We start from the raw sequence: 25,460 nt of genomic DNA, 5'->3' as shown, positions 1-25,460 counted from the left end.
CCCGACGCCACCCCGGCGGTCGGCCCGGCGATCGCATCGGTTTACGCCCCAGCTGTGTGGCCATCCAACCTTTTGGACGTCCCATAATCCACCTCCATATTCGAGGTGTTGCTTCCACCCGTTGAATCTGCCTTGGGTGCCACGATCCGAGTGAAAGATGACCTGCTTGGGCCGTTCACCGTGGAGAGCCATCGCCATGACCAAGGCGTCCTGGATCAGGTCGGTGCGCATGTGGTCGGGGATTGCCCAGCCAATCACGCGGCGCGAGTGCGCGTCGATGACGGTGGCCATATACAGCCACCCTTCCCAGGTCCTCAGGTAGGTGATGTCGTCGACCGAGGCCCGGTTCAGGGCCCCGGTGTCCCACTGCCGTTTGACGGCGTCGACCGGGTAGGCATCCTCGGCTTGGCTGACCGTGGTGGTGCGCCAGCGTTTCGGGCTGATGTCCACCAATCCCAGGCGGCGCATAGTCGTGGCCACGGTCTTGCTGGAGATGATCTCGCCGTCGGCGCGGAGGTCGGCGAGGATCCGCGGGGACCCGTAGATCTCGTCTGAGTCGCACGCGACCCTCTGCTCATGTTCTCCCACCAGACTGCCCTCTCAGACTGGCTGCGGCCCAGCCAGGCGTAGTAGCCCGACCGGGAAACGGCGAGGAGGCGGACCATGCTGAAGTTGTTCTTCTCCGTCAGCATCTGTGCGAACGCTTGGCGTTCGTATCCGAGGCTTCCTGGGCGAAGATGAGGGAGGCTTTTTTAGGAACGCTCGATCCAGTTTCAGGTCCGCGTTCTCTTTATGCAGCCGCAGCAGTTCGGCCTTCTCGGTCTCCGTGATCCCGGCTTCGCCGGCGGTTTGGCTGGCTTTGAACAGGTTCACCCACCGTCCCAGAGTGGCTTCGTTGACTCCGATCTCGCGGGCGACAGTTGCCACCGCGCGACCGGTGTGATTCACCAGCTTGACGTCCTCGTCTTTGAACTCAGGAGTGCACTCCCGGCGTGTGTTTCACATGATGAACATTCTCTCTTGCGAGTTGTCCACTAATGGGGGTCAAGGCCAAACCCTGCAAACCGGTCGTGGTCTCGTCACCGATAAGCAACAATGTTGGCTGGCCGCCTACTCCCAAGAGGACACGTACCTCGAGGTTCAGGTGACCTGAGGGATCTACCAGCGCATCATCGCCGCCTACCGAAACGCCGACAAGAAGATCGGAAAGGCCATGATGCAAGCGGTGATCGGCTCGATAAGTCACGACGTCCCAAGGCTCCTGGTAGAGATCCGCCGTCTCGCCCGGACTCTGTAACAGCGCGCCGTCGACATCCTCGCCTTCGTCGAGACGCAGGGATCCTCGAACGGCCAGACTGAGGCTATCAACGGACGGCTAGAGCGCCTCTGCTGCACAGCCTTGGCTTCCCGAACCTGACGCACCATACATCGCCCGCTCGCTCCTTCAGGCCGGCGGATTCCGACCCTGAATACACTCCTGATTGCGAAAAGTCGCTTCGCATCCCAAATCCAACTGGGTCTGTCTGATCTTCCTTTTGTTTTTCGGCACATGCACCGTAAGTTCTTGGCAGCTATGTGTCTTTTTTCAACGTCCGCCATCAAACGAACCTAGACGGTTTCGGTTGGCTAACGTTGGCGCTTTTGCGGGTCACCCTCAGTGGGCCTGAATCCGAAACATGGTCGATACAATGAAATATCGGTTAGTGGCAACTAAATACTAAAGAAAAAGTATGCGGTCACCCATTCGATGACGACACGTTGTTCGTCGAACCCCGCGCTCCTTATACGGTAGGTGAGGCAGTAAGGAATTCTCCGACATGGTCGGGCGTGCGGTGGTCGTTGATGTACTAGTGTCGCAGTGGGGCGGAAATGAAACGAACCCTGCGCCATGCCTTGTAAGGGATGTGGTGGTCGTCGTGACTTTCTACACTCACCGTCGTGCACAGAATGGAACCTGCTATGCCCCGTGCCCTGATTACTGGAATCACCGGACAGGATGGTATGTATCTTTCGGAACTTCTGCTCAGCAAGGGGTACGCGGTCTATGGCCTTATCCGAGGACAGAACAATCCGAAACTAGATCTTATACGTCAGACAGTACCGGAGGTAAAACTGATCAACGGTGACCTAACCGACGTTTCCAGCCTTACCCGCGTGCTCAACATCGCCCAGCCCGACGAGGTGTATAACCTGGGGGCTATCTCGTTTGTGGCCTACTCCTGGGAAAATTCGTCTATGACCTCGGATGTTACAGGGAAGGGCGTGCTCAATATTCTTGAAGCTACGCGCCTCTACGCCGGTAATGACATCGCCAAAGTGCGTTTTTACCAGGCTTCCTCATCGGAGATGTTTGGCAAGGTTCAAGAGGTGCCGCAGCGTGAAACCACGCTCCTATGGCCGCGGTCCCCGTACGGAGTGGCCAAGGTGTTCGGGCACTACATGACTATCAACTACCGCGAGTCCTACGGCATGCACGCGAGCAGCGGCATCCTTTTCAACCATGAGTCGCCTCGTCGTGGGCCGGAGTTTGTCACACGCAAAGTATCGCAAGCGGTGAGTCGCATCAAGCTGGGCCTTCAATCTGAACTGACTTTGGGTAATCTCGATGCGAAGCGCGACTGGGGTTTCGCTGGCGACTACGTAGATGCAATGTGGCGCATGCTGCAACAACCGGTAGCTGATGACTATGTAATCTCCACCGGCGAAACCCATTCCATCCGAGAATTGTTGGATGTGGCATTTGAGGCTGTCGGCATTGAAGATTGGAGCCCGTATGTGAAACAGGACCCGAGATTTATGCGACCGGCTGAGGTCGACCTGCTGATCGGCGATCCGAAAAAAGCACGCGACGTGCTTGGGTGGACGCCGACGGTTTCGTTCAAAACGTTGGTTCAGATGATGGTCGAGAACGACTTGGCTGAGCAGTCTGTGCTGGTGCACTAGAGAATGACGTCGCCTCGGGCGCTGGTCACAGGAATCACAGGTCAGGATGGCAGCTATCTTTCGGAGAGGCTTCAGGCCTTGGGCTGGGACGTCCATGCTTTGGTTCGTGCGGACGACTTGAGTGTCCCGCAGCCGGGCTTGCTCTCGGTGACAACACATGTGGGCGACCTTGCCGATGCCGCAGGCTTGGAGCGTCTCGTGAACGACACCGAGCCAAATGTAATATTCAATCTCGGTGGTATCAGCTCTGTGGCGTATTCCTGGGAGATGCCTGTCGCGACCGGCCAGATAAGTGGCCTCGCAGCCGTTGCCCTCCTGGAAGCCGCCTGGAGCTTTCAGGAGCGTTCCGGGCGTGATGTGCGCTTTGTGCAAGCGTCAAGTTCCGAAATATTTGGAGACACTCGCGAGGTACCGCAAACCGAACGCACGCCCCTTGTGCCAATTTCACCGTACGGCCTCGCCAAGACCTATGCTCATCAGGCGGTGGCAATGTACCGCTATAAAGGAATGCATGCTTCTTCGGGCATTTTGTACAACCATGAGTCCCCGCGGCGACCGCCGACATTTGTGACGCGCAAGATTACGATGGCGGCCGCTGCGATTGCCAGTGGCGCATCGGAGAAGCTCTTCCTAGGCAACCTCGAATTGAAGCGTGACTGGGGGTGGGCGCCTGACTACGTCGACGCTCTTTTGCTTATGAGCAATGCTGTGGTGGCAGATGACTACGTTATAGCTACGGGAAAGTCGCACTCTGTGAGAGATTTTGTGGTGGCGGCCTTTAAAGCCGTCGGCATTGATGACTGGGAACCGGTTGTTGGCATCGACCAGCGTTTTGTGCGTCCGGCCGATGCGCACGAGATGCGGGGCGATGCTTCGAAAATTCAGTCGGCGCTCGGATGGGAACCCGCCGTTGATTTCGAGCAACTCGTTATGCGCATGGCCCTCCACGACCTGGATCTCTTGGCCGGGGAATCGTCGCGGCACGATTGAGTTTGGTACCGGAACAGTGCCAACTCTCAAAATTGTTCCCTGGGCCCCCGACAGTTACAGAAGTACGCCCGTGCCTAATCGTGTCGATTGCTGGGTGGCTTCGAAACTAGTTTCTCCCCGCAGTCCATGGTTCACCCAACTCTGCAACTCAGATCGAAAAAGAACTGAATCGAAACGTCTCGCCGATTCTTGCACTGCGCCCCGGTCGAGCGAGGAAGCGGCATCGATGGCGCGGATTAGGTCCTCTCCGTCGAATCGATCGAGTTGAAACCCCGATATTCCATGGGTGACTGATTCGCTCGTGCCGCCCACGGTATTGACGAGAACGGGGCATCCGGCGGCCATTGCCTCGATGGGCATAATGCCAAAGTCCTCGATTGGTGGAAAAACGTAGGCTAAAGCTCGCTGATAGAGGCAATACAGTAAGCTGTCACTCGGCGATTGAATGATGGTGACAGGAACTGAGGCGGTTTCGGCCTGGGCGCGCAACTTATCGGCCAGAGGACCATTCCCAGCAATTACCACGGGGAGCCGTGCGCGCTCACCGGCTCTGATGACGATGTCGAGACCCTTGTATTCCACGAAACGCGACGCGCCAAGCAGAAAGGTCTGCGGCAGGCCTTCGATGAGGCGCGTTTCTTTCTCCGAAATCTCACTGGTCCAGTCACGCACGCTCATGATCCGATTGACGTCGACCGGCGGATAAATAACGCGGGAGTCACGATTCCACGACCGAAGAATTCGTTCCCGCACGAACTCGCTATTGGCTGCGAGGTAGCTGTCGGCGCTTGCCGCGCGCCGGTCGATTGCGCGGAGCAGCGGTGATGTTGCTCGAGCGATTGCACGGCGTCCGCGAGGATCGAGCTCTGGCGCCCAGAGATACCGCGCCGGCGTATGCACGTAGGAAAATTTCAGAGGGCTGTGCGTTTTAGTCGTGAATTGAGCGTGGTGGGCGAATACGTACGAACTCGCGAGTACCCAGTCATAATTTTGGTCTGCGCGCCAGTTGCGCCAGGTTGCCGACATGAGTGGCAGAGCGAGTGCCTTGTTTTTTCTCAGCGGGCTTGCGGACATCCAGCTTTGCAGAACTCGATTATCGGGATAGCGACTGGGAGCGTCGTCCCACAAACAAGCGATATCTGCTGTCGAGTATTCCGCCACCATGTTGTCGAGCACGCGCTCCGCGCCGCCTCGAGTTTCTATCCATTCGTGCGCGATGAGTCCAGCCATTACAGCGCCGACGCGATCATAATTCTGGTCCCTGATGTCGACTTCATTTGCGTGGTTCCCCCTGTGCGCCGTCTGACTCAGCACGGCATTTCGTCAACACCATTCTAATGCCCATTATGGGTAAATTTTCGTGCGATCTGCGGCATCCGCTTGCGGAGTAGGCGTTCTAGAAGGCGCCATCGCGGGCCAGCACGGCTTTGGTGGTGCGCCAGAGGATGACGAGGTCGCCGGTGAGCGACCAGTTCTCCACGTAGTAGAGGTCGAGGCGCACGGTTTCGTTCCAGGTGAGGTTGGAGCGGCCGCTGACCTGCCAGAGGCCGGTGACCCCGGGCTTCACGAGAAAGCGGCGGTGCACGTGCAGCTCGTATTCGCTGACCTCGGTTTCGAGGGGCGGGCGAGGGCCAACGAGTGACATGGTTCCGGCGAGCACGTTGAACAATTGGGGCAGTTCGTCGAGGCTGTAGCGGCGCAGAAACCGGCCGGCGCGGGTGACGCGGGGGTCGTTCTGCATCTTAAACATGACGGTGTTGCCGACGACGCGGGGGGTGTCTTGCAGACCGGCGAGGCGCGCTTCGGCGTCCGCTACCATCGATCGAAACTTGAGCATCTTGAAACGGGTGCCGTTGTGGCCGACGCGTTGCTGGCTAAAGAACACCGGGCCCGCCCCGCTCAACCGCACCGCGAGGGCGATGGCGGCAAGGGCGGGGGAGAGCAGCGCGATGAGCAGGGCAGCCACGATGATATCGAAGGCGCGCTTGGTGAAGAGGGTGTGACCTTCGTAGCGGGGGGTTTCCACGTGAATGAGAGGCAACCCGGCGACCGGCCGGGTATGAATGCGGGGGCCGCCCACGTCGATGAGGCGCGGCACCATGATGAGGTGGTGACGGCCGGGCTCGAGGCTCCAGCTGAGCTCGCGCATGCGGGTCGGAGAGATGTCATCGCTGCTGGTGATGATGACTGTGTCGGCGTTGAACGAATCGAGGGCGGTGTGCATATCGTCGATGTCGCCCACCACGGGCACGGTGCCGCCGGAGAGATAGGCGCTGACTTCACCCGACGTGACGCAGGCGCCGACGACGAGGTAGCCGGCGCCGAGGCGGGTTCTGAGCTCGTCGGCGATGCGGGCGGAGGATTCCTGGGTGCCGATTAAGATGACGCGGGAGGTGAACTGGCCGCGCGAGCGCTGCGCCACGAGCCATTGGCGCCACATCCACCGTGAGAAAATGAGCACGACGATGCCGAGGGGGAACGCCAGCAGAATGTAGCCGCGGGCCACGTCGACCTTGAAGAGGTAGGCGACGATGGCGAGCATGCCGAACAGTCGAATGGAGGCCCCGGCGATGAGCTTGTACTCGTCAAACCCCGTGCCGAGCACGCGGTCGTTGCGGGTGCCGTAGATGGTGAGCGCGGCCATCCAGCTGGCGATAAGAATGACCGACACAGAGGTGTACGAGACGGCGAGGTCAGCGCTTGGCACGGCGAGGTTGGCGCTGTCGAAGCCGAACCAGGTGATTTGCACGCCGAAGACCACCCAGATGAGCACGAGCAGGTCGGTAAGTGTGAGGCGGGCCGAGTAGATGGCGTGCCAGTCTTGGGTGCGGTTGGCCACTTTTCGCGTGCGCGTCGTGTTCGACAAGTGCGATCCCCTTCCCCGAAAGTGCGGAAATGAACCGCTACATCAGTTTACATAAATGGGGTTTCCCCATTGAGGGGGGGAGACGAGCAGTTTGGGGTACGTGTACCTGCATATATCGGTGCACCCGCATCTGCCGCTGGCCGGCGTTCGTCGACTCCGTCGACGGGCTCACCCGGCTGAAGGAGCGATACTGAGCCGCTCGGTCGATGGTCGAGGGCGCTCGCAGTCGGAGAATCGCACGCTCAGCGTAAGGAGCGGCATTTGCCGGCAGGTACGGCAGAGCTGGCGTGCCACGTGTTAGCGGTCAGAACTGGCCAGTGCCGCCAGCAGCGAGACGGTAGCCCACGCCGCGCACCGTTTCGATGCGGTCGGCGGGCCCGATCTTCTTGCGCAGGTTGGCCACGTGCACCTCGAGGGAGCGCTCGTCGGCCTTCGTCACCAGCGCGCTCGCATAGCGGTCACTGCGCACCTCGAGAATCAGCTCGGCCTTGCTGTGCACCCGGTCAACCGGCTGCAGCAGCCGCGCGAGCAGGTCGAATTCACTGCGGGTCAGCAGCACTGCTACCCCCGCCATCTCGACCACGCGCCTCGTCGGGTCAAGGCGCAGACCGTCGTGGTGCAGCCATCCGCTCGACTCGAGCGCAGACGTGGCTGGCGCCCGCCGCAGCACCGCCTCGATGCGGGCGCGCAGCTCGCCGGTGCGAAACGGCTTGGCCACGAAGTCGTCGGCGCCAGCGCTGAGACCCTGCACGACATCGATCTCGTCGAAGCGCGCCGAGATCATGATGATGCTGCTCGCCGTGAGCAGTCGAATGCGCTTGAGGGTTTCAAAGCCGTCCATGCCGGGCATGTTCACGTCAAGGGTGGTGAGCGTCGGGGTATGGATGCGTACCAGCTCGATGCCCTCGGCTCCCGTGCCGGCGAGCTTCACCTCGAAGCCGGCCTCGATGAGGATGGTTTCGATCAATTCGCGCACATCTGCATCGTCTTCGATGACCACCGCGATGCGGTCAGAGTTCACGGTGCCCCCAATGTACGAAGCTCTGCTCACTGAACCGGCGCCCGCGAGAGCAAGAAACGTTGCTGCACGGGTGCTCAAGCACCAACGTTGCCGCCCTCGCGACCAGGAGTTTTTGCCGTGCCTTCGCGATCAGGTACCGCGACCGCGCGACCAGAAATCGCGAGCGGCAGGGTCAGCTCGAAGCGGCTGCCGGCCGCCGACGAGGTGACCAGGCGCAGGTCGCCGCCGTGCCTCCGGGTGATGTCGCGGCTGATGCCGAGGCCGAGGCCCGTGCCCCCCTGCGCCGACCGATGGGCGGAGTCGGTGCGATAGTACGGCTCGAACACGAGCGTGCGGTCGGCGGGGGCGATCCCGCATCCGCTGTCGGTGATGGCTAAGGTCATCGTGTTGGCCGTGAGCGTCTCGCTCACCAGCACCGTACCGCCCACACGGTTGTACTTGATGGCGTTGGTCAGCAAGTTGTCGAGTACCTGGCGCATGCGGTTGGGGTCGACCTCGGCCCACAGCGTGTCTGACACGGTCAGGTGCAGCGTCACCTCGCGCGCATCGGCTGCCGCGCGACTCGCCGCGAGGCAGTTCTCGATGAGTCCGCGCAGATCGGTGGCCGCGGTGTGCAGCCCGAGCAGCGCCGTGCCCGTGCTGCGCGCGTGCAGCAGATCGGTGAGAATCGCCTCCATCTGCTCGGCGCTGCGCACGATCACCCCGGCCCGTCGCGCCACCGTCTGCGGCTGCTCGCTGGCTTCGAGCACCAGCTCGGCGTTGCCCAGAATCGACGTGAGCGGAGTGCGCAGCTCGTGCGTGACCGCTTCGATCAGGTCGTCACGGTCGCGCACCGCCTGCTCGGTGAGCGCGGTCTGCTCCGCGAGCTGCACCCTTTTTCGACGCATGCGCGCACCCGTCACCCCCGCCGCCGCCGCCAGAATGAGCAGCGTCAGCGGGTAGGCGACGGTGCGGGTGAAGTTGTCGGGGTCGATGTCGCCGGCGTAGGTCTGCAACAGCCCCACCGGGCTCGTGATCAAAATCAGGGTGATGCCGGCCAGTACACCGCTCACGCTGAAGGAGTAGGCGAGCCAGATCATGGGCAAGATCAGCAGCAGGGCGCCGCCCGAAAGCGTTGCGCCTTCCGCGTGCGCGGTGAACCGAATGCCGAGAAGATCGGCGAGCGGCAGCAGCACCGAGAATCGTTTAAGAACCGGCCGGTTACGCCAGATAGCGGTGACCAGGGTGACCAGCGCGACGATGCTGGCGCCGACGATGTAGATGGATAAATCGAGGGCGTGCGGATGGCTGAGCAGCACCGCCGTGCCCACGACGATCAGCGCCCCGAACACTACGATCTGAAACTCCAGCAGGGAACGACCGTAGCCTTCATAATGCTGTACCATTTTTCCCCCTTGTCGTAGCCTACCGACCGAGCATGTTGAAAACTAGGCAAATCTTGCGGGTTGTGCCTCCAAATCTGCCGTTAATCCTGAGGTGATGCGGGGAGGCTGGAAGAACGCATTTAGGTCGAACTCCTTGCTGAAAGCAACGCTCATGAACAAAGCATTTGCCAGAATCGCCGCGGGCGCGGTGATGACGCTGGGGGCATCCGTTTTTATGGCCAGGGCCGAAGAAGCGACCACACCGGTCAGCGCCGGCGTTGCGGTGGGAACGCTGCCGTGCGACGTTGCCTTCAGCCCCGATGGCCGCCGCGTCTACGTGGTGAACGCCGTGACCCAGAACGTGTCGGTCATCGACGTGGCGAGCGGGCTGGTGGTCGGCACCATCGCGCTGAAGGAATCTCCGCGCAAGATTGCGGTCAGCGCCGATGGCGCCCAAGCCTGGGTGACCCTGTCAACCAGGAACAGCGTCGCGGTCATCGACCTGGCCACCGGCACCCTGCTGGCTCCCATCGCTGTCGGCCATTTTCCCACTTCGGTGGCCTTTGGCCCGGGCGTCGCCTATGTCACGAATTCCGGCGCCCACAGTGTCTCGATCGTTGATATCGCTTCGCGCCAGGCCGTGGCATCCATCGCGGTCGGTGACGAGCCCCGGGCCCTCGCCTTCAGCCCGAACGGCACGCGCGCCTGCGTGGCCAACTTTCGGGTGGGCACGGTGTCGATCATCGACGTTGAGGCCGGCGCGATCTGCCACACGATCACCGTCCCCGGCGGGTTTCCGAGTGCGATTGCCTTTGCCGGTGGTACGGCTTTCGTCGCGCACGGCGGGGGCCGAGTCTCGGTCATCGATGTTGGCGCGGGCGCGGTTGAATGCGAGATCACCGTGGGCAGCGGACCCTGCGGTCTCGCGGTGAGCCCCGACGAGCGCACGCTTCTCGTCACCAACCAGAACGATGACACCGTCTCGGTGGTCGACGTCGCGACCCGCACCGTGCGCGACACGGTCGCCGTGGGCCTGCGACCGGTCGCGGTGGCGATCAGCCCCGACGGCACCGCCGCCTACGTGGCGGATTGTGGCGACAGTACCGTCTCGGTGATCGACCTCGAATGGTTGGCTATCTAGCTGGTGTGCGTGCGCCGGCAACTAGGGCGATGACTGCGGAGCCGGCGCTACACCCGCCTGTAAGGTGACAGGACCCCCTCCACCGAAAGACGCACCATGCCCGATCTCGTTCTGCGCGGTGTCTCGCAGCCCGGCGACACCACGCCCAGCGACCTGCACATCTCCGACGGCATCATCACGCAGATCGTGCCGCGAACCACCACAACGCATGCTCCCACCGTCGACCTCGACGGCCGCACCGTCATTCCCGGCCTCTGGGACGAGCACGTTCACATGACCCAGTGGGCGCTCGCCGGCGCGCGCATCGACCTCTCCGCGGCTGCGTCAGCCCGCGAAGCCCTCGAATTCGTGCGCGCGCAGGTCGCCGCGACGGCCAGGCCGACCCCATTGATCGGAGTTCGCTTTCGCGATGCCATCTGGGCTGACGCACCCACCCTGCGCGGTCTCGATGAGGTGACCCAGGGGCATCCGACCGCGTTGATCAGCCACGACCTGCACTGCGTCTGGCTCAACAGCGCAGCCGCCGAGCGGTTCAACGTGCACGTCGACGCGACCGGGTTGCTGCGCGAACAGGCCGCATTTGACCTCACGAGCGCCCTCGGCCAGCTGCCCGACGCCGAGGTCGACGCGCTCGCCACCCGGGCCGGAGCGCGCGCCGCCGCCCGCGGCGTGGTCGGCGTCGTCGACTTCGAGATGACCTGGAACCGTGACGTCTGGCAGCGCCGCATCGCCGCCGGGTTCGACGCCCTGAGAATCGAGGCCGGCGTCTACCTCGCCGACCTCGACCGCGCAATAGGCGAGCGGATGCGCACCGGCCAGCCGATCGCAGACACCCGCGACCTGCTCACGGTCGGCCCGCTCAAGCTGCTCATCGACGGTTCGCTGAACACCCGAACGGCATTCTGCGTCGACGAGTATCCGCTCGGCGGGCACGGTGTGCTCACCGTGAGCGAAGACGAGCTCACTGACATCTTGCTGACAGCGCGAGAAGTCGGGCTCTTTCCCGCCGTGCACGCCATCGGAGACGCCGCCAACTCCGTAGCCCTGAACGCTTTCGCCCGCGCCGACTTCGCGCCGGGCCGCTTTGACCCCGCCGCCGTTGACGGCCGCATCGGCCAGGCGCGAGCCACCGATCGCGCCAGTCTGAACGAGCGCCGCGCCGCTGCCGGCCGCATCGAACACGCCCAGTTTCTTCAGCCGACGGACTTCGCACGGTTCGCCCGCCTCGGGGTCATCGCGAGTGTGCAGCCCGAGCATGCGCTCGACGACCGCGATACGGTCGAGCTCAACTGGCCCGGCGGCGCCAACCGCGTCTTCGCCCTGCGCTCGCTGCTTGACGCCGGCGCCACCCTCGCCTTCGGATCCGACGCCCCCGTGGCCCCTCTCGACCCCTTCACCGCCATGAGCGCCGCGTCGTGCCGCGCCCGCAGCGACGGCCGCGAACCCTGGCGCCCCGACCAGGTCATCACCCGCAGCCAGGCACTCTCAGCCTCAGCCCGCGGACGCACCCGCCTGCGGACCGGCGATGTCGCCGACATCGCGGTGCTCGACGGTGATCCGTTCACGGTCTGCAACGCCACCTTCGAACGGATGCCCGTGGCCGCGACCCTGCTAGCCGGTCGGGCCACCCACGGCGCCGCCCTCCTGGCCCCCTGAGAGTGACCTAACCGAAGCGCCCCGATACGTAATCCTCGGTCGCCTGCACGCTCGGGTTCGAGAAGATGGTCGTGGTGTCGTTGTACTCGATGAGCTTGCCCGGCTTGCCGGTGCCTGCGATGTTGAAGAACGCCGTGCGGTCCGACACCCGCGAGGCCTGCTGCATGTTGTGCGTCACGATCACGATCGTGTAGTCGCTCTTCATCTCCTCGATGAGGTCTTCGATCGCGAGCGTCGAGATGGGGTCGAGCGCCGAACACGGCTCGTCCATCAAAATCACGTCGGGCTCGACCGCGATAGCGCGGGCGATGCAGAGGCGCTGCTGCTGCCCGCCCGAGAGCCCCGATCCGGGGCGCGCCAGGCGATCCTTCACTTCATTCCACAGGTTGGCGCCGCGAAGGGCCTTTTCGGTGAGGTCGTCGGCATCCGTTTTCGACATGCGACGGTTGTTGAGCTTCACGCCGGCCAGCACGTTGTCTTGAATCGACATGGTCGGAAACGGGTTAGGCCGCTGAAAGACCATGCCCACCTGGCGGCGCACGAGCACCGGGTCCACGCCCGGGCCGTACAGGTTGTTGCCGTCGATGAGCACTTCGCCCTCGACGCGCGCGCCGGGAATGACCTCGTGCATGCGGTTGAGCGTGCGGATGAACGTTGACTTACCGCAACCACTCGGCCCGATGAACGCGGTCACCGTGCGTGGCTCGATGACGATCGAGACGCCCTCGACGGCCAAAAAATTGCTGTAGTACACGTTGAGGTCGTTGACTTCGATGCGCTTGGACATAAGTCCCTTTCTAAAAGCGAGGTTGAAAAATTAGCGGCCCAGTTTGGGCGAGAACCAGTAGGCGATCAGGCGAGCGAGCCCGTTGAGCAGCATGACGATCACGATCAGGGTGAGCGCGCCCGCCCACGCGCGATCCACATACGCCTGCGCATCTGCTCCCTGGTTGGCGTACTGCGTGTACACGAACACCGGCAGCGTCATCATGCGCTCGCTGAACAGGTCGTAGTTCATGCTCGACGTGAAGCCGGCAATGATCAGCAGCGGCGCCGTCTCGCCGATCACACGGGCGATCGACAGCATCACACCGGTCACGATTCCCGCAATGGATGTCGGCAGCACGACCTTGAGAATGGTCAGCCACTTCGGCACCCCCAGCGCAAAAGCCGCCTCCCGCAGTTCGTTCGGCACGAGCTTGAGCATCTCTTCGCTCGAGCGCACGACAACGGGAATCATCAGCACGGAGAGCGCGATCGACCCACCGAACCCAAATCGGATGCCTGGGTCGTTGAACAACAGCGCGAACAGCGCGAAGGCGAACAGCCCGGCCACGATCGAGGGGATCCCGGTCATCACGTCGACAAAGAAGGTGATGGCGCGGGCCAGCCGGCCGCGGCCATATTCCACCAGGTAGATCGAGGCGAGCAGGCCAATGGGCACCGAGATGAGCGTTGCCACCCCGGTCACCATGAGCGTGCCCGTGATGGCGTGCAGCACGCCGCCTCCGGCGCCAACCACGTTGCGCTGCGAGGAGGTGAAGAATGTCGGCGTGAGAAACGCCGGCAGCCCATTCACGACGGTGGTGTAGATGATCGAAATGAGCGGCAGCAGGGCTATGACGAACGCCGTGGTCACGAGCGCCGTCATCAGCCGGTCCATGGCCTTACGCGAGCCTTCGACGAGGCGGGAGAGCACGTAGATGGCCACGCAGTAGAGCACAGTGCCGAGTACGGCCGTGCCGACGAGGTTGAAGCCGTCGACCGTTCCCGAGAGGTAGAGCATCGCGAAGAAGGCGGCCGAAACCGCCCAGCTTGCCAGGAGTACCCAGAGCGCCGACCGCCGGGGCAGCTTGCCCGCGGTGAGCGAATTGGTGAGCGGCGTGGCTTCGGTGACGGATGTCATCAGTTGGCTCCCGAAAATGCCTTACGGCTGTTGATGATGGCACGGGCCAGCATGTTCACGAGCAGGGTGACCACGAAGAGCATGAGGCCGGTCGCGAGCAGAATGTTCACGCCCACGCCGTGCGCCTCGGGAAAGTTCAGCGCAATATTGGCAGCGATTGTCGTGGAATTCTGTGAGGTGAGGAGCTGAAAGATCACTTCCCTGCTGGGGGAGAGCACCATGGCGACGGCCATGGTTTCGCCGAGCGCGCGGCCCAGGCCGAGCATCGATGCCGAGATGATGCCGGGCAGGCCGAACGGCAGCACGGCCATGCGAATCATTTCCCAGCGTGTGGCACCGAGAGCGAGGGCGGCTTCTTCGTGCAGCAGCGGGGTCTGCAGAAAAATCTCGCGGCAGATGGCGGTGATGATCGGCAAAATCATGACGGCTAGCACGATGGCGACGGTGAAAATGGTGCGACCGGTGCCCGACACGGGGCCGGCGAAGGGGGTGAACCAGCCGAACCAGTCCACGAGGGTGGTGTAGAACGGCTGAACGAGGGGGGCCAGCACGCCGATGCCCCAGAGGCCGAACACGACGGACGGCACGGCGGCGAGCAGATCGATGAGGTAACCGAGGCCTTGCGCGAGTTTGCGTGGGGCGAAGTGCGAGATGAAGAGGGCGATGCCGATGGCAACCGGAACGGCCATGATCAGTGCCAGAATTGCCGCGTAGATCGTGCCGAAGACGAGCGGGCCGACATAAGACCAGAAATTGGTGGTATCGCCGTCAAAGGCGGCGGGGTCGGCGACGAAGGCCGGAAGACTTTCGACCAGCAGAAAAATGGCGACGGCGGCGAGCACGGCCAGGATAAGGCTGCCAGCGATGACGGTGGCCGACGAGAAGATGCGGTCGCCGGGGCGTTGCCTGGCCTTGATGGTCGTGGCGGCAGCGGTTGTCATGCCGGTCTCCTAAATAGCGACGAAACTGCAGCGTCGAGCTGGTCAGATTGTGTAGAAATGCGGTGGGTGACGGCTGGACGCAAGTTGCCGTACACCCAGTCTGCCCGATCCACTCTTGCAGTTGTGCAAGAGTGAACCGGGCAGGTGTGATTGGGTGTTACTTGACGGTCGCGAGAACCGTGGCGACGTTGGCTTCGAGCTCGCTCGTCAGCGGTGCAATACCGGCGGCTTCTTCAGCAACAGCCTGGCCGGCGGCGCTGGCGATGTACCCGATGTAGGCCTTGACGAGTTCGCCCTGGGCGGCATCCGCGTACTCGTTGCAGACGATGGCGTAGCTTACCAGGACCAGCGGGTATTCGGCCGGGTTGGTGGTCGTGCGGTTCAGCTCGAGCGCGAGGTCATCGGCAGCGCGGTCGGCCACGAGGGGCGATCCGGCGACAACCTCGGCCGCGGCCTCGGGGGTGTACGCCACGAAGTCGGTGCCGACCATGAGCTTGGCGGTGCTGAGCGTGCCGGCCTGCGAAGCGTCGGCGTAGCCGATGGTGCCAACGCCGTTGGTGACCGCGTCAACGACACCCGAGGTGCCCTGCGCGCCTTCACCGCTCTGGAACGGGAAGGTGTCCGAAGCCTCTGCGGTCCACACGTCGGGTGCGGTCTGGCCGAGGTAGTCAGAGAAGTTCTTCGTGGTACCCGAGTCGTCCGAGCGGTGCACGGCGGTGATCGGGGTAGCTGGCAGGGTCGCGTCGGGGTTCAGCGCTGCGATCGCGGCGTCGTCCCAGCTCGTGATGGTGCCAGCGAAGATCTTGGCGAGCGTGTCGGCATCGATGTTGAGCTCGTCAACGCCGTCGACGTTGAAGATCACGGCGATGGGGGAGATGTAGACGGGCAGGTCGACAGCCTTGCTGTCGGGGGCGCAGGCGGCGAAGGTGCCGGCCAGCTCCTCGTCGCTCATGTAGGAGTCGCTGCCGGCGAAGTCGGTGCCGCCGGCAATGAAAGCTTCGCGGCCCGCGCCGGAGCCGGTGGGGTCATAGTTGACGGTGACGTCGGGGTTGGCGGTCTGGAACCCGGCGCGCCAGGCTTCCTGTGCTGCACCCATCGAGGAGGCGCCGGCGCCGTTGATCGTGCCGGAAAGCGTGCTGGCTGCTTCGTCGCCGGTCGTGGCGACATCGCCTTCATTTGCTGCACAGGAGGACAGTGCGAGGCCTGCAACGATGGCGATGATCGCCGGACGGCCGAAACGCTTGAAGTTCACGTGTAGTCCCTTTCGAGGGTTTGACAAGTCTGTGATTGCTCGGTGGCGGGCCGGTGCCGGCCCATGAAGAGGCTAAACAGGTGAAGTAACCGCCTACCGACCTGTTGGTAAACGGAAGGTAAACGCCAGATAACGCTTGCCGCGGTACAACGAAGAATTAGATCGTCGTGGGGTACGTCTCAATTGCCAGGATGCCCGCAGCCGGGTTCTCCGACGACAGGTGCACGATCGAGAACCCTCCGGTGTCTAAAACCGCTGCGTCCGACAGTGCCGCCGACGGCTGCGAACCGGTCGCCAGCGCGATCTCCCGCATGATCTCTGGCAGTACCGGGCCGTGGCTGCACAAAACGGTGGTCTTGCGGGCCCGCACCCGCTTGCCGACGATGGTGCGAACATCCGCTTCGCCGCTCTCGAGGGCGTCCTGGCTGATCATTTCGGTCTGCTTGATCGGGATGCCCGTGGCGGCGGCCAGCGGAGCCACCGTCGTAACACACCGCGTTGCAGTACTGGAGATGATGCGCAGCGGGCGCCACGCGGTGATCGTGTCGACCAGGCTCGCCGCCTGCGACACCCCGCGGGCGGTCAATGGACGACGCGCGTCGGGCCCGGCACCGGTGCGCGCTGCCGCCTTGCCGTGCCGCAACGCGATCAGGGCGAAGGTGCGGGTCACCCCGGCATCGACCAACGCAGAAAAGGTTTCGAGAATATCGACGTCCGCCGGGTAGCTCAAATAGGTGCGGGCCTTCTTGATGGTGACCCATTCGATCGCGGCGACCTCGCCGTTCGGCACGAAGGTCGACTTCGCGATCGCCTCCGGCGTGATCTCAGCGGCCCAGTAGTGCACGATCTTGGTGCGACCGTCGGGCATGGCGTAGTGCGAGATTCCGAGAGGAACCCCGAGCGCCACCCCGAGCCCGGTCTCCTCCTCGACCTCACGCACCGCGGTGCGGGGTAGCGACTCGCCCGGGTCCACCTTGCCCTTGGGAATGGTCACGTCGCCGTGCATCGTGCGGTGAATGAGCAGCACGTGCATGCGGCCGTCGATCATGCGCCAGCAGACCGCCCCGGCGGCATAAACGGCCGGGTCAGCGACCTTCGCCATCATCGACGCCCAACTGGCCGCTTGCGCGCACTGATCTGCTGCATCAGCTTGTTCTGCATATCGCTCAGGTGCACGCCGTGCTCGTCGAGGTCGTGCCGGGTCCACTGGCCGGTTTCGTCGAGCCACCAGCTCGACGTGCGCGGATCCATCGCCCGTTCGAACAGTGCCTCGATCTCGAGCAGGTGGGCTGGCTCGACCAGCCGCACGAGCGCCTCGACCCGGCGGTCGAGGTTGCGGTGCATCATGTCGGCGCTGCCGATATACACCTGCGTGTCGCCCAGGTTGTGAAAGGAGAAGAGGCGCGAGTGCTCGAGGTACCGGCCGAGAATCGACCGCACCCTGATGTTCTCGCTCATGCCGGCGACGCCCGGCTTGAGGCTGCAGATGCCGCGCACCCAGACGTCGACGTGCACGCCGGCCTGGCTGGCCCGGTACAACGCGTCGATGATGTCCTCGTCGACCATCGAGTTGACCTTGATGCGGATTCCGCTGGTCTTGCCCTCGAGCGCGTTCTCGGTTTCCGCCTGGATCTGCTTGAGCAGGGCCTTACGCAGGTGCAGCGGGGCCACCAGCAGGCGCTTGAACTTCTTCTCAATCGCGTAACCCGACAACTCGTTGAACAGGCGGGTGAGGTCTTTGCCGACCTGCGCATCCGCTGTGAGAAGGCCGAGGTCTTCGTAGATGCGGCTGGTTTTCGGGTTGTAGTTTCCGGTGCCGATGTGGCTGTAGTGCCGCAGCACGCCCTTCTCGTAGCGCACCACGAGGGCGAGCTTGCAGTGCGTCTTCAGGCCGACCAGGCCGTAGACCACGTGCACGCCGGCCTTCTCGAGCTTGCGCGCCCAGGTGATGTTCGCCTGCTCGTCGAAGCGGGCCTTGATCTCCACCAGCGCGAGCACCTGCTTGCCGCTGTCGGCGGCGGCGATGAGCGCCTCGACGATGGGGCTGTCACCGGAGGTGCGGTACAGCGTCTGCTTGATGGCGAGCACGTTCGGGTCGGCCGCGGCCTGCTCCAGAAACGCCTGCACACTCGTCGCGAACGACTCGTAGGGGTGGTGCAGCAGCACGTCGTGCCGCGCGACCGCCGCGAAGATATTCTGCTCGGCGTTCGGCTCGCTCGGCAGTAGCTGGGCCGCCGTGGTCGGCACATGCTTGACGAAGTGCAGGTCGGGCCGGTCGATGCGCAGGTCGAACAGTCCGCCGAGGTCGAGCGGCGCTGGCAGGTGGTAGACCTCCTGCTCGGTCACGTCGAGCTCGCGCACGAGCAGGCCGAGGGTGACCTCGTCCATGTCCTCGGTGATCTCCAACCGAATGGGCGGGCCGAACCGGCGTCGCAGCAACTCCTTCTCGAGCGCCTTGATCAGGTTTTCGGTCTCGTCTTCGTCGATCTCGACGTCTTCGTTGCGGGTCACCCGAAACACGTGGTGTTCCAGAATCTCCATGCCCGGAAATAGATCGCTGAGCTGGTTGGCGATGAGGTCTTCCAGCGCGATATAGCGGATGCGGTCCACCGACTCGTTGCGATCCACCCGCACAAAGCGCGGCAGCATCGGCGGCACCTTGAGCCGGGCGAACTCCTGTTTGCCGGTCTTGGTGTTGCGCACGCGCACGGCCAGGTTCAGCGACAGTCCCGATATATAAGGGAACGGATGCGCCGGGTCGACCGCGAGGGGCATCAGCACCGGAAAGATCTGGTTCGAGAAGTAGGTGCGCAGCGAGCGACGGTCGGCGTCGCCGAGGCTCTGCCAGGCGACGACGTCAACGCCGGCCGCGGCGAGGGCGGGGCGCACGAGGCTTTGAAAGGCGAGCGCGTGGCGGTCCTGCAGCGCGTGGGCGGCCGCCGAGATGTCGCTCAGAACGTCTTGCGGGGCACGGCCAACGTTGGTCGGTACGGCCAGGCCGGTGAGGATGCGGCGCTTCAGGCCCGCGACTCGCACCATGAAGAATTCATCGAGGTTATTCGCGAAGATGGCGAGAAAGTTGGTGCGCTCGAGCACCGGCAGCGACTCGTCCTCGGCCAGTTCCAGCACCCGCTGGTTGAAGGCGAGCCAGCTCAGCTCCCGGTCGAGGTAGCGGTCGTCGGGCAGCGCCGGGTCAAGCTTCTCGAAAAGTGGGTCAAAGTCATCGTCGAAGTCTGTGAGACCCGAGTCTGCTTGGGTAGTTTCGCCATCCATCTGACCATCCTGACACCCTTGGTCACGCCACCGCGACGAACCGGGTGAACGTCAGACGAAATAATCTCAGGGGCCTTGCTTTTTCGGTGCGTCGTGACCTCAAAGTGATGACGGTCACGTTCTGTGCGGCTCAGTCAGTCGGTCAGGCGGCGGTACTGCACATCGACCGTGTGGTCGACGAAACCGAGCGACCGATACAGGTGCACCGGGCCGAGGCTGTCGGCCTCCACGTAGAGCGCGGCAATGGTGCAGCCGGCGTCGGCCAGGCGCTGCAGGCCGGCTTGCATGAGCGCGCGCCCGAGGCCGCGTCCGGCGGCATCCGCATGCACGCCGACCACGTAGATCTCGCCGATCGTCCCGTCGACCTTGAGCCAGTTGTAGCCGATCATGCGCCGGTCGGCGTCGCGCAGAATCAGAAAGTCTTCGGCGTTGAACCACGATTCGGCCTGCCGCGCCGTGAGGTCGACCCCGGTCATCGCGCCCTGCTCCGGGTGCGTCGCGAACACGAGCGCATTCAGCGCCACCCATTCGGCGTCGTCGATCCCGACTCGAAACGCCGAGATGCTCTCGCCCCCCACCAGAGCGGATGCCCCCGCTTTCGCCGTTTCGCCTGCGGCAACCAGCGGCTTGCGCAGCTCCAGCAACGTACGAGCGGCGACAAATCGAAGCTCGGTCGCGAGGGCGCGCGCTGCCGGGTGATCGCCGTGGGACCAGACGGTCAGGCCGTTCGGTTCGGGCGCGGCCAATTCACGAATGGCCTCACGGCCGTACCCGCGTCGCCGATATTCCGGACTGATCACGAGGTCGATCTCCCCGCGTCCGCCGAGCGCCGCCCCGACGACGAGTTCATCCGTCAGAACCAGATAGGCCGTCCGACGGCCGGACTGCAGGTCAAACAGCGCCTGCTCGTTGAACGGCGCATACCCGTCGAAAGCGAGCGCCGAAGCGGCGACGCGGTGAAACTCGGCCAGCCCCGCGGCATCCGCTGGCTTAAACGCGCGTAGAATTCGGCACCCGCTCATCGTTCTCTTCGTGCACGTTGAACCGGTATCCGACGTTGCGCACCGTGCCGATGAGCGACTCCTGATCGCCCAACTTGGCGCGCAGGCGCCGCACGTGCACGTCGACCGTGCGGGTGCCGCCGAAGTAGTCGTAGCCCCAGACCTCGCTCAGCAGCTGTTCGCGGGTGAACACCCGCGACGGGTGCGCCGCCAGAAACCGCAGCAGCTCGAACTCCTTATAGGTGAGGTCGAGCGGTTTGCCGTGCACCTTCGCCGAATAGCTCGCCTCGTCGATGACAACGCCGGCCGCGCGAATCGTGTTCGACGGTTCGGTGCGGGCGAACCGGCCAGCGGTCAAGCGGATGCGGGCATCCACCTCGGCGGGGCCGGCCGTGTCGAGGATGACATCATCGACGCCCCAGTCCGGACTGACGGCCGCGAGGCCGCCCTCGGTGATCACGAGCAACAGGGGAATGGAGCTGCCCATGGTGCGCAGAATCTGGCAGAGCGACTTGGCCGCAGCGAGGTTGCTGCGCGCGTCGACCAAAATGAGGTCCGAATCGGGCGCGTTGATGAGCTGGTCTGCCTGGGCGGGAATCAGCCGAGCGCTGTGCGACAGCAACGCCAGGGCGGGGAGCACGTCATTGTTGGCCGCCGAGGTCAGGATCAACAACTGCGCCACGGGCGCCCTCCAAGCATCTCGAATTTCATACTAGCGTGCCATGGAATGCGGGCGGTCAGGCACAATAGAGACGTGAACTGGCACTGGAAAACGATCGCGACCGTGTGGGTGCTGGCGATTGTGGGCGCCCTTCTCACGGCAATCCTGACCACTGATGACTCGGCGATCGGTTGGATCAGTCTCACCCTGGCAGTCTGCACCCTGGTCACGCTGGGCCTGCAGATCGCGACGGGCTCCAAAGAGGGATACGTCAAAAGGATCACGATGAGCATCACGGGAGCCATCGTCATCCTCGTGGTCGCGACCGTCATCGTCGCCCTGTTCTAACCGCTCGCACTAGACTCGCAGCATGGATCTGTTAGCACTAGAACTTTTCTTCCTCGGCCTGCTTGGACTGGCCAGCTTGTCGATCGCCTGGGTGTCCGGCATGGTCGTTTACAAGCTCTTCCGGGGGCAGCGGTAGGCACGCATGTTTGACCTTCCGGTCGACTTGCCGTCCGAACTCGTTCCACTCTCCTGGTTGATCGGAGTCTGGGAAGGGTCGGGCGTACTCGAATATAAAATCGGCGACGAGTCGGTCAGCCGCACCTTCGGCCACCGCATCAGCTTCAGCCACGACGGCCTGCCGCACCTGAACTACAGTTCCTACACCTGGCTCGAACCCGTGGCGCCCTCGCCCAGTCTCTCCGAAGCGGATGCTGCCGCCCCCGCAACGGATACCGCCCTCGCCGCTCCTCCCGCGGGTGCCGCCTCTCCCGCGCACGCCGCCGCCGAAACGGACGCTGTCCCGGGAACGGACGCCGCGGCATCCGCTCAAGCAGGCGCGTTGAACCTGCCTCCTGGGTCGATGTCCGACGAGAGAACCCCGTTGGTCACGGAAACCGGCTACTGGCGGCTTAGCCGTCACCAGGGCGACGGCGACCCGGGGCCTGGCATGCTGCCCGGAACCGGCGAGCAACCGTTCACCTCGGCCGCGGCCGTGGAAACGTTGCGCAACCGCGACGGTGGCTTCGATATCGAGGTCAGCCTCGTGCATCCCGGCGGTGTCGTCGAGCTTTACCTCGGCCAGGTCAAGGGGCCGCGCATCGACCTCGCAACGGACGCCGTGCTGCGCACCGCGGGTGCGAAACCGTACGCGGCCGCCACCCGCCTCTACGGCCTCGTCGACAATCACCTGCTCTGGGCCTGGGACATCGCCGCTCTCGGCCAAAACCTGCGCACCCACGCCTCCGGCCGCCTCGCCCGCGTGCAGTAGCCCCCACTGTATGAACGGTGCCCAGGCCCGGTTTAGAGACGGGGCCCGCGTTCGTTAGGTGGGCCCGGTCGCGCCATGAGTCCGCCCCGCCACCGAATAAATCCCGCGGCCGTACTGTTGGTACCGATGAACCACGCCCCGAAGCACGATCGCCGACCCGCCCCCGGCCGGCAGAATTGAGCGACATGACTAACCCGGCACAGCCCACCTCCCCGCTGCTCGACCTGCAAGGCGCGGTCCAGGCCGACGGAATCGACACCGGCGTCGCTGCCCACTACGGCAACCCCATGATCGAGCAGCGTTCCCTTGCCGCCGGCCGCTCCATCGTCGACCTCTCCCACCGCGGTGTGCTCTCCGTCTCCGGTCCCGACCGCCTCACCTGGCTCAATTCCATCGCCAGTCAAGAACTTAAGAGCCTTACACCCGGCGCCTCCACCGAGATGCTGCTGCTCGACCCCACCGGACGCCTCGAATACGCCATCCGCGTGCTCGACGACGGCGTCGAAACCTGGCTCCTGGTCGAAGCAGCCGAGCTGCCAGGCCTGCACACGTTCCTCGACCGCATGAAATTTATGCTCCGCGTGCAGGTCGTCGACCATACCCTCGCATACGCCACAATCGGCGCCATGACGGGTGCCCCCGCCACCGTCGGCCTCGCCCCCGCCGCCCCGAACGACGTTCCGCTCACCTGGCTCGACCCCTGGGCCGAAGTCACGCGCGGTGGCTACCAGTACGCGGAAACCCCAGAGCACCCCGGAATCCTCTGGACCTACACCGAGACCCTCGTACCCCGGGCCAGCCTGCCAACCCTGCGCGACGCCCTCGCTGCCGGAGCCCTCGCCGCCGGCGGCGCCGCATCCGCTTCGAACGCGAAAGTCACCCCCGCCGGTCTGCTCGCCCTCGAAGCCCTGCGCATCGCCGCCTGGCGTCCGCGCCGGGCCCGTGAGGTCGACGAGAAGAGCATCCCGCACGAGCTGGACTGGCTGCGCACCGCCGTGCACCTCAACAAGGGCTGCTACCGCGGGCAGGAAACCGTGGCGAAGGTGCACAATCTCGGCCACCCGCCGCGCCGCCTGGTCATGCTGCACCTCGACGGGTCGGAGGGCGTGCTGCCCGCCCCCGGCGACCCGGTGCAGGCCGACCGGTCACGGCCCGAATCGGAAGCCGAACGCGTCACGGTTGGCGCCATCACGTCGAGCGCCATACATTACGAGCTCGGCCCGATCGCGCTCGCGGTCATCAAGCGCACCATTCCGGCCGCGTCGACGCTCTACGTGCAGTCCGAGGGCATCGCCATCTCGGCCAGCCAGGAGATCATCGTGCCGCAGTCGGCCGGCTCCGTCGCCGACATCCCCCGTTTGCCGCGCCTGGGCATCCGCACCCCGGGCCACTAGCCCCGCCCCCCGATAGAGTGGGCACATGTCTGCCCCTTATACACTCGTCCTCCTCCGTCACGGCCAAAGCACCTGGAACCAGCAGAACCTGTTCACCGGCTGGGTAGACGTTCGCCTTAGCGAACAGGGCGCCACCGAAGCTGCCCGCGCCGGCGTGCTGCTCAAGGATGCCGGCCTGCTGCCCGACGTGCTGCACACCAGCCTGCTCTCGCGTGCCATCCAGACTGCGAACCTCGCGCTCGAAGAGGCCGGCCGCTCGTGGATCCCGGTGAAGCGCTCCTGGCGCCTCAACGAACGCCACTACGGCGGGCTGCAGGGCCTCGACAAGGCGGCTACCCAGGCAAAATTCGGCCAGGAACAGTTCATGCTCTGGCGCCGCTCCTACGACACCCCGCCGCCCGTGCTCGACGACTCGAGCGAGTTCTCGCAGGCGCACGACCCGCGCTACGCCGACCTCGGCCCCGACCTGCCGCGCACCGAGTGCCTCAAAGACGTCGTCGAGCGCATGCTGCCCTACTGGCAGTCCGATATCGCGCCCGACCTTCGCGCGGGGAAAACCGTCCTGGTGACGGCGCACGGCAACTCCCTGCGCGCCCTGGTCAAGCACCTCGACGGCATCAGCGACGCCGACATCGCCGAGCTGAACATTCCCACCGGAATCCCGCTCGTCTACCGGCTCGGCGAAGACCTCATGCCGCTCGGCCCCGGCCAGTACCTCGACCCCGCGGCCGCGGCTGCCGGCGCGGCCGCGGTAGCCGCCCAGGGCAACAAGAAGTAGCCGCCCACCCGCGCTAAGGCGCCGAGTGGGCCGGTCTGTGCGCATAACTCCTGCAAATTCTCAGACGCGGTAGAAAGTCCCGCGTGATTCCGGTGCTAAAGAATTGTGCCGGTGCAAATTGCAAGAGTTGTGCGCGTGGCGCCGCAATAAGCCCACAAAAGAAGGCCCCGGAGTAGCTGCTCCGGGGCCTTCTAAATGCCAGAAATCAGGCGTGGTCGTCTTGGTGCCAGGCCCCGGTGCCGAGGTACTGCACCTTTTTGGCAATCGAGACCGCGTGGTCGGCGAAACGCTCGTGGTAGCGGCTGGCGAGGGTCGCGTCGACGGTGTCGGCCGCGAGGCCCTTCCAGGTCTCCCCGAGTACGGCGTCGAACACGCTCAGGTGCAGGGCGTCGACCTTGTCGTCCTCGTTGCGAATGGTCTCGGCGAGGTTCATGTTCTGGTTGGTCAACAGTTCGGTGAGCATGTTCGCGATGCCCACGTCGAGCGAGCCCATTTTGGCGAACGTGCCGCGCAGGCTCTGCGGAATGACCTTATCGGGAAAACGGTAGCGGGCCAGCTGAGCGATGTGGGTGGCGAGGTCACCCATCCGTTCGAGGGAGGCGCTGATGCGCAACGCGCTGACGACGATGCGCAGGTCGCGGGCCACTGGCTGTTGACGGGCGAGGATGGTGATGGCGAGTTCGTCGAGCTGCACCGACAATTCGTCGATCTTCTCGTCTTCGGTGATGGCTTCTTCGGCGAGGCTCACGTCGCTGTCGTTGAAGGCGCGGGTGGCCTTGTCCATCGAGATCGCGACGAGGCGCGAGATTTCGACGATACGTTGTTGAACTTCGGCGAGTTCTTGTTGGAAAACATCGCGCATGGGGGTGATCCTTCCTTGCCGCGCAAACACGCACGATCTGTGAGGCCAGCGTGGCCCCGGATTATGATGACGAATTCAGGTTAACGGCAGGTGCTGCCCACTTGAACACTTACCAAAGTACAGGGCCTGGTGCGG

22 protein-coding genes and 2 pseudogenes are annotated in these 25,460 nt (G+C 64.0%); 9 read left to right on the top strand and 15 right to left on the bottom strand.

The genetic code is table 11. The features are described 5' to 3' along the window. Together E3T47_RS01520 and E3T47_RS16710 are read right to left on the bottom strand one after the other, a co-directional pair. On the bottom strand, nucleotides 1-588 hold a 588-nt coding region (locus E3T47_RS01520), incomplete at its 3' end, for a DDE-type integrase/transposase/recombinase (RefSeq protein WP_166805577.1). A gap of 12 nt (nucleotides 589-600) precedes the next feature. Then, nucleotides 601-984, bottom strand: a pseudogene (locus tag E3T47_RS16710) (transposase); the annotation flags it as partial. A 67-nt stretch (nucleotides 985-1,051) separates the two neighbouring features. On the opposite strand from E3T47_RS16710, the pseudogene E3T47_RS16210 reads away from it, so the two are divergent. The 3 genes and pseudogenes from E3T47_RS16210 to E3T47_RS01505 form a co-directional block, all read left to right on the top strand. Next, nucleotides 1,052-1,469 (top strand): annotated as a pseudogene (locus E3T47_RS16210) (transposase); the annotation flags it as partial. Nucleotides 1,470-1,959: 490 nt separating this feature from the next. Beyond that, nucleotides 1,960-2,943, top strand: a complete 984-nt coding sequence (locus E3T47_RS01510; protein ID WP_134553876.1) for a GDP-mannose 4,6-dehydratase — start codon at nucleotides 1,960-1,962, stop codon at nucleotides 2,941-2,943. Nucleotides 2,944-2,946: 3 nt separating this feature from the next. Next, on the top strand, nucleotides 2,947-3,933 hold the full coding sequence (locus E3T47_RS01505; protein WP_134553875.1) for a GDP-mannose 4,6-dehydratase: 987 nt from the start codon (nucleotides 2,947-2,949) through the stop codon (nucleotides 3,931-3,933). A 54-nt stretch (nucleotides 3,934-3,987) separates the two neighbouring features. Here the strand turns inward: E3T47_RS01505 and E3T47_RS01500 are convergent, their stop codons facing one another. The 4 genes from E3T47_RS01500 to E3T47_RS01485 all read right to left on the bottom strand — a co-directional run bounded on the left by E3T47_RS01500 (nucleotide 3,988) and on the right by E3T47_RS01485 (nucleotide 9,205). After that, entirely contained in the window at nucleotides 3,988-5,163 is a 1,176-nt protein-coding gene (locus E3T47_RS01500; protein ID WP_134553874.1) for a glycosyltransferase, read from the bottom strand. A gap of 166 nt (nucleotides 5,164-5,329) precedes the next feature. Continuing rightward, nucleotides 5,330-6,799, bottom strand: a complete 1,470-nt coding sequence (locus E3T47_RS01495) for a sugar transferase (protein ID WP_134553873.1) — start codon at nucleotides 6,797-6,799, stop codon at nucleotides 5,330-5,332. 304 nt (nucleotides 6,800-7,103) lie between these two features. Continuing rightward, nucleotides 7,104-7,820: a response regulator transcription factor gene (locus tag E3T47_RS01490; RefSeq protein WP_134553872.1), complete on the bottom strand. Its 717-nt coding sequence runs from the start codon at nucleotides 7,818-7,820 to the stop codon at nucleotides 7,104-7,106. A gap of 74 nt (nucleotides 7,821-7,894) precedes the next feature. Further along, complete coding sequence (locus E3T47_RS01485) at nucleotides 7,895-9,205, bottom strand: sensor histidine kinase (protein ID WP_134553871.1); 1,311 nt, start codon at nucleotides 9,203-9,205, stop codon at nucleotides 7,895-7,897. 151 nt (nucleotides 9,206-9,356) lie between these two features. On the opposite strand from E3T47_RS01485, the gene E3T47_RS01480 reads away from it, so the two are divergent. Then, a complete protein-coding gene (locus tag E3T47_RS01480) occupies nucleotides 9,357-10,325 on the top strand; it encodes a beta-propeller fold lactonase family protein (RefSeq protein WP_166805576.1) in 969 nt (322 codons plus the stop codon). 96 nt (nucleotides 10,326-10,421) lie between these two features. Continuing rightward, nucleotides 10,422-11,981, top strand: a complete 1,560-nt coding sequence (locus tag E3T47_RS01475; RefSeq protein WP_134553869.1) for an amidohydrolase — start codon at nucleotides 10,422-10,424, stop codon at nucleotides 11,979-11,981. 7 nt (nucleotides 11,982-11,988) lie between these two features. On the opposite strand, the gene pstB is transcribed toward E3T47_RS01475, so the two are convergent. The 8 genes from pstB to E3T47_RS01435 all read right to left on the bottom strand — a co-directional run bounded on the left by pstB (nucleotide 11,989) and on the right by E3T47_RS01435 (nucleotide 21,036). Beyond that, nucleotides 11,989-12,768: a phosphate ABC transporter ATP-binding protein PstB gene (gene pstB / locus E3T47_RS01470; RefSeq protein WP_134553868.1), complete on the bottom strand. Its 780-nt coding sequence runs from the start codon at nucleotides 12,766-12,768 to the stop codon at nucleotides 11,989-11,991. A 30-nt stretch (nucleotides 12,769-12,798) separates the two neighbouring features. After that, nucleotides 12,799-13,887, bottom strand: a complete 1,089-nt coding sequence (pstA, locus tag E3T47_RS01465; protein WP_134553867.1) for a phosphate ABC transporter permease PstA — start codon at nucleotides 13,885-13,887, stop codon at nucleotides 12,799-12,801. Then, the gene (gene pstC / locus E3T47_RS01460; protein WP_134553866.1) at nucleotides 13,887-14,828 is read right to left on the bottom strand and encodes a phosphate ABC transporter permease subunit PstC; all 942 of its coding nucleotides are present in this window, start codon (nucleotides 14,826-14,828) and stop codon (nucleotides 13,887-13,889) included. Before pstC ends, pstA begins: the two co-directional genes overlap by 1 nt. 157 nt (nucleotides 14,829-14,985) lie before the next feature. Continuing rightward, nucleotides 14,986-16,080 (bottom strand): phosphate ABC transporter substrate-binding protein PstS, encoded by a 1,095-nt coding sequence (gene pstS, locus E3T47_RS01455; RefSeq protein WP_134553865.1) that lies wholly within the window; start codon nucleotides 16,078-16,080, stop codon nucleotides 14,986-14,988. A gap of 157 nt (nucleotides 16,081-16,237) precedes the next feature. Continuing rightward, nucleotides 16,238-17,182: an NUDIX hydrolase gene (locus E3T47_RS01450; protein ID WP_134553864.1), complete on the bottom strand. Its 945-nt coding sequence runs from the start codon at nucleotides 17,180-17,182 to the stop codon at nucleotides 16,238-16,240. Continuing rightward, on the bottom strand, nucleotides 17,182-19,353 hold the full coding sequence (locus E3T47_RS01445) for an RNA degradosome polyphosphate kinase (RefSeq protein ID WP_134553863.1): 2,172 nt from the start codon (nucleotides 19,351-19,353) through the stop codon (nucleotides 17,182-17,184). Before E3T47_RS01445 ends, E3T47_RS01450 begins: the two co-directional genes overlap by 1 nt. A 134-nt stretch (nucleotides 19,354-19,487) precedes the next feature. Then, a complete protein-coding gene (mshD, locus tag E3T47_RS01440; RefSeq protein ID WP_134553862.1) occupies nucleotides 19,488-20,375 on the bottom strand; it encodes a mycothiol synthase in 888 nt (295 codons plus the stop codon). Beyond that, complete coding sequence (locus tag E3T47_RS01435) at nucleotides 20,344-21,036, bottom strand: response regulator transcription factor (RefSeq protein WP_134553861.1); 693 nt, start codon at nucleotides 21,034-21,036, stop codon at nucleotides 20,344-20,346. The genes mshD and E3T47_RS01435 overlap by 32 nt, the downstream gene beginning before the upstream one ends. Before the next feature lie 72 nt (nucleotides 21,037-21,108). Here E3T47_RS01435 and E3T47_RS01430 point away from each other — a divergent pair, with 72 nt between their 5' ends. From E3T47_RS01430 to E3T47_RS01415, 4 genes are all read left to right on the top strand, one after another. Further along, nucleotides 21,109-21,363: a hypothetical protein gene (locus E3T47_RS01430; RefSeq protein WP_134553860.1), complete on the top strand. Its 255-nt coding sequence runs from the start codon at nucleotides 21,109-21,111 to the stop codon at nucleotides 21,361-21,363. 142 nt (nucleotides 21,364-21,505) lie between these two features. After that, entirely contained in the window at nucleotides 21,506-22,291 is a 786-nt protein-coding gene (locus E3T47_RS01425; protein ID WP_134553859.1) for a heme-binding beta-barrel domain-containing protein, read from the top strand. 185 nt (nucleotides 22,292-22,476) lie between these two features. Then, nucleotides 22,477-23,685: a CAF17-like 4Fe-4S cluster assembly/insertion protein YgfZ gene (gene ygfZ / locus E3T47_RS01420; protein ID WP_134553858.1), complete on the top strand. Its 1,209-nt coding sequence runs from the start codon at nucleotides 22,477-22,479 to the stop codon at nucleotides 23,683-23,685. Nucleotides 23,686-23,710: 25 nt separating this feature from the next. Further along, a complete protein-coding gene (locus tag E3T47_RS01415) occupies nucleotides 23,711-24,463 on the top strand; it encodes a phosphoglyceromutase (RefSeq protein WP_134553857.1) in 753 nt (250 codons plus the stop codon). A 205-nt stretch (nucleotides 24,464-24,668) separates the two neighbouring features. Here the strand turns inward: E3T47_RS01415 and phoU are convergent, their stop codons facing one another. Then, nucleotides 24,669-25,325 (bottom strand): phosphate signaling complex protein PhoU, encoded by a 657-nt coding sequence (gene phoU, locus E3T47_RS01410; RefSeq protein WP_134553856.1) that lies wholly within the window; start codon nucleotides 25,323-25,325, stop codon nucleotides 24,669-24,671. Nucleotides 25,326-25,460: the final 135 nt, after the last annotated feature.

This window comes from Cryobacterium ruanii, from assembly GCF_004404055.1.
Lineage (GTDB): Bacteria > Actinomycetota > Actinomycetes > Actinomycetales > Microbacteriaceae > Cryobacterium > Cryobacterium ruanii.
Note: the sequence above shows the minus strand (reverse complement) of the source record. Positions and strands in the feature narration are given on the sequence as shown.

Excerpts from the sequence above, each read along its gene's own strand:
- E3T47_RS01510 (WP_134553876.1), top strand. The coding sequence starts at position 1,960 with ATGCCCCGTGCCCTGATTACTGGAATCACCGGACAGGATGGTATGTAT.
- E3T47_RS01505 (WP_134553875.1), top strand. The coding sequence starts at position 2,947 with ATGACGTCGCCTCGGGCGCTGGTCACAGGAATCACAGGTCAGGATGGC.
- E3T47_RS01500 (WP_134553874.1), bottom strand. The coding sequence starts at position 5,163 with ATGGCTGGACTCATCGCGCACGAATGGATAGAAACTCGAGGCGGCGCG.
- E3T47_RS01485 (WP_134553871.1), bottom strand. The coding sequence starts at position 9,205 with ATGGTACAGCATTATGAAGGCTACGGTCGTTCCCTGCTGGAGTTTCAG.
- E3T47_RS01480 (WP_166805576.1), top strand. The coding sequence starts at position 9,357 with ATGAACAAAGCATTTGCCAGAATCGCCGCGGGCGCGGTGATGACGCTG.
- E3T47_RS01475 (WP_134553869.1), top strand. The coding sequence starts at position 10,422 with ATGCCCGATCTCGTTCTGCGCGGTGTCTCGCAGCCCGGCGACACCACG.
- pstB (WP_134553868.1), bottom strand. The coding sequence starts at position 12,768 with ATGTCCAAGCGCATCGAAGTCAACGACCTCAACGTGTACTACAGCAAT.
- pstA (WP_134553867.1), bottom strand. The coding sequence starts at position 13,887 with ATGACATCCGTCACCGAAGCCACGCCGCTCACCAATTCGCTCACCGCG.
- pstC (WP_134553866.1), bottom strand. The coding sequence starts at position 14,828 with ATGACAACCGCTGCCGCCACGACCATCAAGGCCAGGCAACGCCCCGGC.
- E3T47_RS01450 (WP_134553864.1), bottom strand. The coding sequence starts at position 17,182 with ATGGCGAAGGTCGCTGACCCGGCCGTTTATGCCGCCGGGGCGGTCTGC.
- E3T47_RS01445 (WP_134553863.1), bottom strand. The coding sequence starts at position 19,353 with ATGGATGGCGAAACTACCCAAGCAGACTCGGGTCTCACAGACTTCGAC.
- mshD (WP_134553862.1), bottom strand. The coding sequence starts at position 20,375 with ATGAGCGGGTGCCGAATTCTACGCGCGTTTAAGCCAGCGGATGCCGCG.
- E3T47_RS01425 (WP_134553859.1), top strand. The coding sequence starts at position 21,506 with ATGTTTGACCTTCCGGTCGACTTGCCGTCCGAACTCGTTCCACTCTCC.
- ygfZ (WP_134553858.1), top strand. The coding sequence starts at position 22,477 with ATGACTAACCCGGCACAGCCCACCTCCCCGCTGCTCGACCTGCAAGGC.
- E3T47_RS01415 (WP_134553857.1), top strand. The coding sequence starts at position 23,711 with ATGTCTGCCCCTTATACACTCGTCCTCCTCCGTCACGGCCAAAGCACC.
- phoU (WP_134553856.1), bottom strand. The coding sequence starts at position 25,325 with ATGCGCGATGTTTTCCAACAAGAACTCGCCGAAGTTCAACAACGTATC.